Source organism: Nocardia bovistercoris (assembly GCF_015674855.1).
In the GTDB taxonomy this organism is placed as follows: Bacteria; Actinomycetota; Actinomycetes; order Mycobacteriales; family Mycobacteriaceae; genus Nocardia; species Nocardia bovistercoris.
Genome location: NZ_JADMLG010000025.1, coordinates 73733 through 83555, shown reverse-complemented (window position 1 = coordinate 83555; position 9823 = coordinate 73733). Strand labels below are relative to the sequence as shown.

General features: G+C 68.6%; 10 protein-coding genes. 4 read left to right on the top strand and 6 right to left on the bottom strand.

Going from position 1 to position 9823, the window contains the following annotated elements:
- Positions 1 to 64 precede the first annotated feature (64 nt).
- The gene (locus IT779_RS35220; protein WP_011207082.1) at positions 65 to 307 is read right to left on the bottom strand and encodes an MbtH family protein; all 243 of its coding nucleotides are present in this window, start codon (positions 305 to 307) and stop codon (positions 65 to 67) included.
- A 204-nt stretch (positions 308 to 511) separates the two neighbouring features.
- Positions 512 to 1330: an alpha/beta fold hydrolase gene (locus tag IT779_RS35215; RefSeq protein WP_196153817.1), complete on the bottom strand. Its 819-nt coding sequence runs from the start codon at positions 1328 to 1330 to the stop codon at positions 512 to 514.
- Positions 1331 to 1526: 196 nt separating this feature from the next.
- Between IT779_RS35215 and IT779_RS35210 the strand changes: the two genes are divergently transcribed.
- The 4 genes from IT779_RS35210 to IT779_RS35195 all read left to right on the top strand — a co-directional run bounded on the left by IT779_RS35210 (position 1527) and on the right by IT779_RS35195 (position 5794).
- The gene (locus IT779_RS35210; RefSeq protein ID WP_169334866.1) at positions 1527 to 1697 is read left to right on the top strand and encodes a hypothetical protein; all 171 of its coding nucleotides are present in this window, start codon (positions 1527 to 1529) and stop codon (positions 1695 to 1697) included.
- A 211-nt stretch (positions 1698 to 1908) separates the two neighbouring features.
- Positions 1909 to 3447, top strand: a complete 1539-nt coding sequence (locus IT779_RS35205; protein WP_196153825.1) for an alpha,alpha-trehalose-phosphate synthase (UDP-forming) — start codon at positions 1909 to 1911, stop codon at positions 3445 to 3447.
- A 107-nt stretch (positions 3448 to 3554) separates the two neighbouring features.
- Entirely contained in the window at positions 3555 to 4289 is a 735-nt protein-coding gene (locus tag IT779_RS35200) for a response regulator transcription factor (protein WP_196153816.1), read from the top strand.
- 38 nt (positions 4290 to 4327) lie between these two features.
- A complete protein-coding gene (locus IT779_RS35195) occupies positions 4328 to 5794 on the top strand; it encodes a sensor histidine kinase (RefSeq protein ID WP_332839104.1) in 1467 nt (488 codons plus the stop codon).
- Positions 5795 to 5798: 4 nt separating this feature from the next.
- Here IT779_RS35195 and IT779_RS35190 read toward each other — a convergent pair whose 3' ends face one another.
- The 4 genes from IT779_RS35190 to IT779_RS35175 are packed head-to-tail and all read right to left on the bottom strand — an operon-like array spanning position 5799 to position 9818.
- Positions 5799 to 6311, bottom strand: a complete 513-nt coding sequence (locus IT779_RS35190) for a h domain protein (protein WP_232542388.1) — start codon at positions 6309 to 6311, stop codon at positions 5799 to 5801.
- A complete protein-coding gene (locus IT779_RS35185; RefSeq protein WP_196153815.1) occupies positions 6308 to 7159 on the bottom strand; it encodes a hypothetical protein in 852 nt (283 codons plus the stop codon). The genes IT779_RS35190 and IT779_RS35185 overlap by 4 nt, the downstream gene beginning before the upstream one ends.
- The gene (locus IT779_RS35180) at positions 7156 to 8574 is read right to left on the bottom strand and encodes an MCE family protein (RefSeq protein WP_196153814.1); all 1419 of its coding nucleotides are present in this window, start codon (positions 8572 to 8574) and stop codon (positions 7156 to 7158) included. Before IT779_RS35180 ends, IT779_RS35185 begins: the two co-directional genes overlap by 4 nt.
- Positions 8571 to 9818 carry an MCE family protein gene (locus IT779_RS35175; protein WP_196153813.1) on the bottom strand — a complete coding sequence of 416 codons (1248 nt, stop codon included), beginning with the start codon at positions 9816 to 9818 and terminating at the stop codon, positions 8571 to 8573. Before IT779_RS35175 ends, IT779_RS35180 begins: the two co-directional genes overlap by 4 nt.
- Positions 9819 to 9823 lie beyond the last annotated feature (5 nt).

Sequence of the window (9823 nt, the reverse complement as noted above, 5' to 3'; positions counted from 1 at the left end):
TGTGGTGTCACGACGACGGCGGTTGTCGCTCTAGCGGTCCCGGCGCGGTATCAAGTGCCGGGAGTCAGGACTGGGCGCCCTGCCGGGCCGCGTCGTCGGCGGCCATCGCGTCGCGCAGGCTCTTGGGACGCATGTCGGTCCAGTTCTTTTCGACGTATTCGACGCAGGCAGCGCGGCTGTCTTCACCGAACACGACTCGCCATCCGGCGGGGACCTCGGCGAACGCGGGCCACAGGGAGTGCTGTTCCTCGTCGTTGACCAGGACGAAGAAGCGGCCGTCTTCGTCATCGAAGGGATTGGTGCTCAATTTCACCTCACTGGATACTGGCGCGTTTACGGGATCGCTCGTGGGTCTGTCCGACGGGGGCCGTGTCGGGCACGGTCCGTCGCCGGATGTTCCCCGTGCGTTGTGTCGACCCTAGCAAGGTAGACGTTACCCGTAGGCGGTTACCTCGGACAGGCTCGGTCTTCCCTGGTCAGGGGTATTGCCAGGGCCCGGTCGGGGCCGTTGTCAGGCGGCGAAGAATTCGAGGAGGGTCTTGTTGACCTCGTCGGGCTTCTCCAGATATCCGAAGTGTCCGGTTTCGGGGATTTCCTGGTAGCGCGCTCCCGGAATGGCTTCGGCGACCTCGCGGGTCAGGTAGGGCGGGATCATTCTGTCATCGGCGAATCCGATGGCCAGACACGGGACGGTGATCGCGCGGTAGGCCTGCACGCGGTCGAAGTCGTGGTCCATTCTGCGCTGGGCGCGGATGCCGGGGGTGACGGGGCCGCCGGTGAATTCGAACAGGTCGAGCCAGTCCCTTGCGGCGGCGGGCTGGGCCATGGTCGCGGGCGACAGGTTCATCACGGCGGTGAGGGCCGCCTCGTATTTGGGGGGCAGTTTCGCGCCGCTGCCGTCGAGTTCGTGCTCCCCGAGCGACAGGGTTCTCTGGAATTGGTCCAGACGGCCGTGGCCCGCCATGAAGACCGCCTTGCGCACCAGGCCCGGTTTCGCCAAGGCCAGCTCCTGCGCGACGCGCGCGCCCATCGAGGTGCCGACCACGTGCACCGGGCCCTCGTCGAGCAGTTCGATCAGCCCGGCGGTGTCGGCGACGAGATCCTCGATGGCGATTCCGGACGGCGATTCGAACGACGGCGCGATACCCCGGTTGTCGAAGGTGCACACCCGGTATCCGGCGGCGACCAGCGCGGGCACCTGGTGCAGTTCCCACACCCGGCCCGGACTTCCGGTTCCCATGATCATCACGACCAGCGGCGCCGCGCCCTTGGCCCGGTCGCCCTTGACCTGGTAGTTGAGGGAGATTCCGTTCACCGTGGCGAGCGGCATTGTCGCCCCTTTCGTGGAGTCGATACCGGCCGAGCGACCCGGTCCATGGCCGCGGCGGACATACTCACGGTATAGGCAGGCGCCCGGTGATGCGGTGAGCCGGGTGCTTCGGGGGATCCGGGTGCGGCGAGGCTTCACCTCGGCCATATACCATTGACTATTCGCACGCACGAGCGTAATGAGCTGGGAGGACACTATGGCCGCGAAGGGCAGCGCGAACGACATCGCGGACGACGACCTGGAACCACTCGCCGACGAAACCGCACGTCAGGCCCAGCGCGTGGTCGCGGCCTACGCCGAGGACGCCGACGAGTGCCGGATGCTGCTGTCGATGCTCGGCATCGGCCCCAACGGCCGGGGCGAATAACACCCGGGCCGAGAGCAGCACACCGAAGGACAGCACGCCGAACAACCCACCGAATCCGTGCGACGACAACGGCGCCGTCGACGACACCTGACACCCGACAACTCCAGACCGGATACAGCGATGACCGACGCGAACGCGTCGGGCCCCGGAGGCGGTCGCTCGAGCAGCACGCGAACGCCGCCGATCGAATAAGGATGCGTGAGTGGACCAGATGACCGACCAGCCGTCCAACGAAGCCGCACTACCCGACGACGAGGGTGGCTCGATCGAAACAGGCGGGGCCGGTTCCGGTTTCGTCGTCGTAGCGAATCGACTCCCCGTCGACCTCGACCGCCGCCCCGACGGGACGACCCGCTGGAAGCGCAGCCCGGGCGGTCTGGTGACCGCACTGGAACCGGTGCTGCGCAGCAACAAGGGCGCGTGGGTCGGGTGGGCGGGCGTCCCCGACGTCGACATGGACCCGATCATCGAGGACGGCCTCGAACTGCATCCGGTGCAGTTGTCGGCGCAGGAGGTGGCCGACTACTACGAGGGATTCTCCAACGGCACGTTGTGGCCGCTGTATCACGACGTGATCGTGCGTCCCACCTACGACCGCGAGTGGTGGGCCGCCTACGTCACCGTGAACCGGCGCTTCGCCGAGGCCACGGCCAAGGTCGCCGCCGAGAACGCCACCGTCTGGGTGCAGGACTACCAGCTGCAGCTGGTGCCGAAGATGCTGCGCATGCTGCGCCCCGACCTGACCATCGGCTTCTTCCTGCACATTCCGTTCCCCCCGGTCGAGCTGTTCATGCAGATGCCGTGGCGCACCGAGATCGTCGAGGGACTGCTCGGCGCCGACCTGATCGGCTTCCACCTGCCCGGCGGCGCCCAGAACTTCCTGTATCTGGCGAGAAGGCTGGCGGGGCAGCCGACTTCGCGCGGCACGATCGGCGTGCGCGCCAAACTCGGTGTGGTGCAGGTCGGTTTCCGCACGGTGCGGGTCGGCGCGTTCCCCATCTCGATCGCCTCCGCCGAGATGGACGAGAACTCCCGGCGCCGTTCGGTGCGCGAGCGGGCCGCGAAAATTCGTGCGGAACTGGGCAATCCGAAGAACATCCTGCTCGGTGTCGACCGGCTCGACTACACAAAGGGCATCGATATCCGCTTGAACGCGCTCGAGGAGTTGCTCGTCGAGGACCGGATCGACCCCACCGAGACGGTGATGGTGCAGTTGGCCACCCCGAGTCGGGAGCGAGTCGAGAGCTATATCCAGATGCGCGGCGATATCGAACGACAGGTCGGCCGGATCAATGGCGAATTCGCCAGGGTCGGTTTCCCGGTCGTGCACTATCTGCACCGGCCGATTCCGCGCGAGGAACTGCTCGCCTTCTTCGTCGCGGCCGACGCCATGCTCGTCACCCCGTTGCGCGACGGCATGAATCTGGTCGCCAAGGAGTACGTGGCCTGCCACAGCGGACTCAACGGCGCGCTGGTATTGAGTGAATTCACCGGTGCGGCGGCGGAATTGCGGCAGGCGTACCTGTGCAATCCGCACGACCTGGACAGCGTGAAGGACGCCATCGTCTCCTCGCTGGAGGACGACCGCGACACCAAGCGCCGCAGGATGCGTTCGCTGCGCCGCCAGGTGCTCGCCCACGACGTCGACCGCTGGGCGCGCGCCTTCCTCGAGGCGCTGGCCCAGGGGCAGGTGGCGGGCAGCGCGCTGCTCACCGACGACGAGGTGTATCCGGAGTCCCCGCGACGCTGAGTTCGTGCGTGCCGATCCGGTCGTCCACCGGGTCGGCTCGCGCTCCCAGCGGGTTCACAGGAATCACCCAGGCAAGGTGAAGTGCGCTCACAGCAGCCTGGCACAGTATGGAACCCATGACTGGTGCGCCCGCGGAGCAGACCCCAGAAGCCAGGGTTCTGGTGGTGGACGACGAGCCGATGATCGTGGAGCTGCTCTCGGTGAGCTTGCGCTATCAAGGTTTCGACGTGCAGACCGCCGCCGACGGCGCACAGGCACTCGACCGCGCCCGCGTCTTTCGCCCGCAGGCGCTCATCGTGGACGTGATGATGCCGGGCATGGACGGCTTCGGCCTGCTGCGCCGCCTGCGCGCCGACGGCATCGACGCGCCCGTGCTGTTCCTGACCGCGCGCGACGAGGTGCAGGACAAGGTCGCCGGACTCACCCTCGGCGCCGACGACTACATCACCAAACCGTTCAGCCTCGAAGAGGTCGTGGCGCGGCTGCGGGTGGTGTTGCGGCGCGCAGGCCACGCGGCGCCCGCGCCGACGAATACCCGGCTGCGGTTCGAGGACATCGAACTCGACGACGACACCCACGAGGTGTGGAAGGCGGGCGAACCGGTCGCGCTCTCACCCACCGAGTTCACGCTCCTGCGCTATTTCATGGTCAACGCGGGCACCGTGTTGAGCAAGCCGCGCATCCTCGACCACGTGTGGCGCTACGACTTCGGCGGTGAGGTCGGCGTGGTGGAGACCTACGTCTCGTATCTGCGCAAGAAGGTCGATACCGAACAGCGGCTCATCCACACGCTGCGCGGGGTCGGATATGTGATGCGGGTCGCCCGCCCGGCCGGACAGTGATCGCCGCCCGGGCGCGCGCGGCCGATCCAGGGCGGCTCGTGCGTGCGGGACGATGGCTGCGGCGGCTGCCCTCGACCGTGCCGCTGCGGGTCACGCTGGTGTTGGCGCTGGTGGTACTGGCGGGTTGCGGACTGTTGATCTCCGGCACGTTGGTGACCTCGGGACTCGAACAGTCGCTGACCACGCGCACCGATCAGCAGCTACGCGAAGCCGCGCTGGAATGGTCGCGGCGGATCCGGGTGCCCGCGCCGCCCGCGCCCGACGTCAGGCACCCGCCCAGCCAGTTCTACGTGCTGGCGGAGAGCAGTGAATACGCCACGCGGATCCAGTTCGGCGCGTTCGGGGTCGACGCCGCGCCCGCGCTGCCCGCGCCGCCGACACCCGAGGAACTGGGGACGACGCGGATCGCGGTCGCCGGGCCGTCCACCGTGGGTTCGACGGGCGAGGCGACGGTCGAGTGGCGCACGCTGACGCTGCGCACTCAGGAGGGCGTGGTCGCGGTCGCGCTGCCGTTGACCCAGAACAACGACACCGTGCACCGCTTGGTCATCCTGCAACTCGTGGTGGGGCTCGCGGTGCTCGGCATTCTGGCGGTGGCCGCCTATTTCACGATCCGCAGCAGTCTGCGGCCGCTGCGGCGGGTGGAGAACATCGCCGCCGCCATCGCGCGCGGCGACCTGCACCGCCGGGTGCCGGTGCGCGGCGCCAACACCGAAGTGGATCGGCTCTCGCGTTCATTGAACGGGATGCTCGCGCAGATCCAGTCGGCGTTCAAGGCCACCGAGGAGTCCGAGGCGGCCGCGCGGCGGTCCGAGGCGAAGATGCGGCGCTTCGTCGCCGACGCCAGTCACGAACTGCGCACTCCGCTCACCACCATCCGCGGTTTCGCCGAACTGTATCGGCAGGGTGCGACCACCGATCCCGCCATGTTCATGAACCGCATCGAACAGCAGGCGCAACGCATGGGCCTGCTGGTGGAGGATCTGCTGATGCTGGCCAGGCTCGACGCGCAGCGACCGCTCGAACAAGGACCGGTCGACCTGCTCGCCCTCGCCAGCGACGCCGTGCACAACGCCCGCGCGGTCGCCGCCGCGTCCGCACCGGAAGGGCACGCGCGCCCGATCGAATTGGAGATCGGTTCCGGCGATGGCACTTTGGAGGTGTCCGGCGACGCCGAACGGTTGCGTCAGGTGCTGGCCAATCTGGTGAACAACGCGCTCACCCACACACCCGCCGACGCCGCGGTCACCGTGCGGCTGACGCCCGCGGTGCGCGAGGTCCGGCTCGAGGTCGCCGATACCGGCCCCGGCCTGCCCGAGGAGGAAGCCGCGAAGGTGTTCGAGCGCTTCTACCGCACCGACGCCTCGCGCACCAGGGCCAGCGGCGGCACCGGACTCGGCCTGTCGATCGTGCAGGCGCTGGTCACCGCGCACGGCGGCACCGTCGACGTGCGCAGCGCGCCGGGCGCGGGCACGACGTTCACCGTGCGGCTGCCACGCGACTGATCGGTTAGACCGGGTTGACCGAGTCGACCAGCCAGCGGTCGTCGGTCTTGTCGAGGGCGACGCGCACGCGGCTGCCCGTGGTCGTGCCCTGCGGGGTGTCCTTGCTCGTGGTCACCTGGTTGAGGAACAGCAGCACAACCACGTGGTCGCGGTCGGCTTCGACTACACCGCTCGCCTGGGTCGTGGCCTTGACGGTGAGTTGTTTCTCCTTCGCGCCCGGTGCGATGGCCTGGGTGATCAGCTTCAGGTAGTCCTCGCGGAAATCGGGCGACAGGTTGTCGGCGGCCTTCGGCAACTCCTTGTCGACGGACGCGAAATCGTAGGTGAACATGGCCGATACGGTGCGGTCGGCGGCCGCCACGGCCTCGGCGCGGGCGTTCTCGACCTGCTTGTCGTTCCAATACCGGAATCCGTTGACGGCCATCACGATCACCGCGGCGATCACGACGGCGCCCGCCACGCCCGCGACCAGCAGGCCGCGCGTGCTGCGCAACTGGGTCAGGTCGGGGAACTTCATGCGACGAACTCCACTTTCGAGGCGGTCAGACCGGAATCCGAACTGGTCACGGTGACGCGGAACCGGTAGTACCGGGTCTGCGGCTCGGCCTGCCCCGCATTGGTGAGGGTCTGTTTGGCCGCGACGAGAACCTGTGCGGAGTCCTCGTCGTCGGATTGCACGGCGGCCTCGACGACCTCGCCGTTGGAGACGACCTTGGCCTGCTGCACGATGCTCATGAACGGGTCGACGCGACCGTCGAATTCGCTCCTGAACTGCCCCGAGGCCAGCGACAGGATGCGGTCGATGTCTTCCTTGGCCGAATCCGCCCTGATGGTCGTGAGATTCAGGACCGCCTGCCGAGCCGTCTGCACGTACGCGCTGCGGCGCTCCTCGCGTTGGTCCGCCGCCCGGGTCAACAGCAGGGAACCGACCGCACCGCCGAGCATGACCAGGACCAGCACGGCTGCCGCCGCGACCGTGAGCATCCGACCGACCGAACGCTTCGACGCGGGCTCGGCATCGACCGACACCGCACCGGGCGACCCCGCCTCGGTATCCACGTTCGGCGTGTCGCCCGCCGAGCCCTCCTCGGACTCATCGGCGACCGATCCGGTGCCGACCGCGTCATCACTCGAACCGGCGGCTCGCTCACCCGCCGCCGCCGGACCGGCCGTCCCGTCCACGACATCCCGTGACCGGGCGGACGCGGGTTCGGCGATCGCGGATCCGCCCGTGCTCGCGGATCCGGCGACCCCGGCACAGCCCGCCCCCGGCTTCGCGTCCGCGCCCCCCTCGACGGGGGGACCAACGGACCTGACCGCGCGACGTCGTGCGCGACCGTGACCATCTTCTTTGATATCACTCATCGTTGCTGCTCCTCGAGCATCGATTGCCAGCTCGACGGTACCGTTCCCGAACCGCCCGGTCCGATATCTCCTTGCCGGTAGGTGCGTCCGTCGGGTCCGATGTAGACGCCGGTGGACGGGTCGTAGGACCTGGCCACCGCCGGGGTCGTGTAGGCCGCGGGCGCGGTCGGCGCCTGTTCCGGTGCACCGCTCGCGGCCGGCGCCACCGGCTGCGGCGGGCCGAACGGCGGATTGTTGCCCTCGGGCACGTATCCGGTTCGGCAGAGTTCCGGCGTCGGCGCGCGCACGCCAGGGAATTCCGCGCACGGCGTGTTGCGGATGCCGCGCACCGCGATCGGGGAATCCTGCGGCACCTTGCAGTACAGGCCGGGCGGGGTGTCGACGGCGTCCAGTTCGCTCGGCGACCGGCGTTGGTCCGGGGGCAGGAATCCGGTGGTGCACGCGGGCGGGTCGTTGAGTACGGCCACGAAGTCGACCATGGCGCCGTACTGCACGGGACCGCGGATCACGGTGCGCAGCGCGGCGATCAGCGGCGGGAACACCACGAGCAGCTGTTCGACGCCCGCGTGGTAGGTCACGCCGACCTGACCGATGCTGACCAGGTTCGTCAGCAGCAGCGGCAGCGTCGGTTGCAGCGACTGGAACTGTTCGGTGACGCGCCGCATCGCCGACGGCCCGTCGCGCAGGATCGAGCGCAGCGCCGGGTCGTGGGCGCGCAGCTGATCGGTGACCGTGGCGAGGTCGCTGGTCCAGGAGCGGATCGCCGCGTCCGAGCGGACCTGGGTGTCGAGCAGCGGACCGACCTGGTCGATCAGTTTCTTGGTCGGCTCGACATTGTCCTGCGCCTCCTGCACCAGCAGCGACGCGGAGTCGATGAACCGCTGCAGATCCGGTCCGGCGCCGTTGAAGGCGAGGAACGCCTCGTCGATGACCTGCCGCAGTTGGGTGTCGGCGATGCTCGCGAGCAGCCGGTCGGCCTGATCGAGCAGCGCACCGACATCCTCCGGCATCCTGGCCCGCTCCACCGGGATCACCGATCCGTCGCGCAGATTCCCGCCCTGCGGATTCTCCACGGGCACGAGGTCGACGTACTGCTCACCGATCGCGGAGACGCTGCGCACCCAGGCGTCCACATCCGAGGGGATCTTGTAGTCGCTGTCGATGGACAGTTTCGCGTCGACGCCTTGCCTGGTCAGCACCACGGCCTCGACCACGCCGACGTTCGTGCCGCGATAGGCGACATTGGCGTGTTCGTAGAGTCCGCCGGTGGCGGGCAGTTTCACGGTGACCTCGTAGCGCCCGATCCCGAACATGGCGGGCAGTTTCACGTACACCCCGCCCATCACGACGAGGCCGACGACAGTGAGGATCGAGAAGATCGTCAGCTGGACGCGAACGAACCGGGTCAGTTTCATCGGCCCGCGCCTTCCTGCGGTGTGCCGGGCAACGGCACGGTGAGTCCGGGTATGGCGGGCAAGCCCGGAATCGGGGGCAGGCCGGGGATGGTCGGTGTCGGTTGCGGGCCGCCCGCAGCCGGCGCGGGCAGCAGCGGCCCGGTCGCCGGATTGCCGCCCTGGGCGGCGGTGTCGGGCGCGAAGCTGCCGACGATCCCTTCGACGCCGCCGAAGCGACCGCCGAGCGGGGTGCCGGTGAGCCAGTTGGTGTCGAGGCGGCGGGCGGTCATGTCGACGGTGATGAACAGGTTCATGTAGTCGCCCTTGATCGCGTTGCCGATGTTCTTCATCGGGAACGGGAAGGTCGGCAGGATCTTCAGCGACTCGACGAGATTCGTCCCGGTGTCGGCCAGCGTTCGCAGCACCGGCCCCAGACTGCGCAGATTCGCCTTCAGGTTCTCGCCGCCCTCGTCGACGATCCGGCTCGCGACATCGCTGAGCGCGCCGACGGCGGTGATGGTTTCGGTGATGCTCGCGGTGCGGTCGGCGAGCACCGTCAGCGCCGGATGGATCTGCTCGATGGCGCGTTCGACCACGGCGCTCTGGGCGACGAACTGTCCGGTGAGCCGGTCAAGACCTGCCATGGCGGCGATGATGTCGCCGCGCTGCTTGTCGAGTCCTGTGGTGAGTTCGGCCAATTGCGGGAGCAGGTCGCGGATGTCGTCCTCGCGCCCGACCAGCGCGTCGTTCAGTTCGCGGGTGATGGTCTCCAACTGGGCGAGCCCGCCGCCGTTGAGCACCACCGACAGCGACGAGAGCACCTGCTCGGTGGTCGGGTACGCGCCCGCCCGATCCAGCGGGATAACGTCGCCGTCGCGCAGTTCGCCCACCGGCGCGGTGTCGGTCGGCGGCATCAGTTCGATGTGATTGCTGCCGAGCAGACTGGTCTGCCCGATCTTCGCGACGGCGTTCGCGGGCAACTTCACCTGCGGCGCCAGCGCCACGGTGACCAGCGCGTGCCAGCCCTCGACCTCGATCCCGGTCACCGTCCCGACCGGGACGTCGTCGACCCGCACCGGCGAATTTCTGGTCAGGGTGGTCACATTCGGCATCTGGATGCGCACGCTGTAACCGCCGTCGGTGTTCACGGTGCCCGGCATCGGCAGCGAATTGAGCCCGTCCCACTGGCAGCCCGAAACGCTCAGCGCGACCGCGACCCCCACCGCGAACGCGCCGACCCGCCTGCGCGCGGGTCCCCGTCCCATCGAGA

What these genes read in the sequence shown, in the direction of transcription:
- IT779_RS35215 (WP_196153817.1), bottom strand. Translation starts at nt 1,330, where the DNA reads ATGCCGCTCGCCACGGTGAACGGAATCTCCCTCAACTACCAGGTCAAG.
- IT779_RS35210 (WP_169334866.1), top strand. Translation starts at nt 1,527, where the DNA reads ATGGCCGCGAAGGGCAGCGCGAACGACATCGCGGACGACGACCTGGAA.
- IT779_RS35205 (WP_196153825.1), top strand. Translation starts at nt 1,909, where the DNA reads ATGACCGACCAGCCGTCCAACGAAGCCGCACTACCCGACGACGAGGGT.
- IT779_RS35200 (WP_196153816.1), top strand. Translation starts at nt 3,555, where the DNA reads ATGGAACCCATGACTGGTGCGCCCGCGGAGCAGACCCCAGAAGCCAGG.
- IT779_RS35190 (WP_232542388.1), bottom strand. Translation starts at nt 6,311, where the DNA reads ATGAAGTTCCCCGACCTGACCCAGTTGCGCAGCACGCGCGGCCTGCTG.
- IT779_RS35185 (WP_196153815.1), bottom strand. Translation starts at nt 7,159, where the DNA reads ATGAGTGATATCAAAGAAGATGGTCACGGTCGCGCACGACGTCGCGCG.
- IT779_RS35180 (WP_196153814.1), bottom strand. Translation starts at nt 8,574, where the DNA reads ATGAAACTGACCCGGTTCGTTCGCGTCCAGCTGACGATCTTCTCGATC.
- IT779_RS35175 (WP_196153813.1), bottom strand. Translation starts at nt 9,818, where the DNA reads ATGGGACGGGGACCCGCGCGCAGGCGGGTCGGCGCGTTCGCGGTGGGG.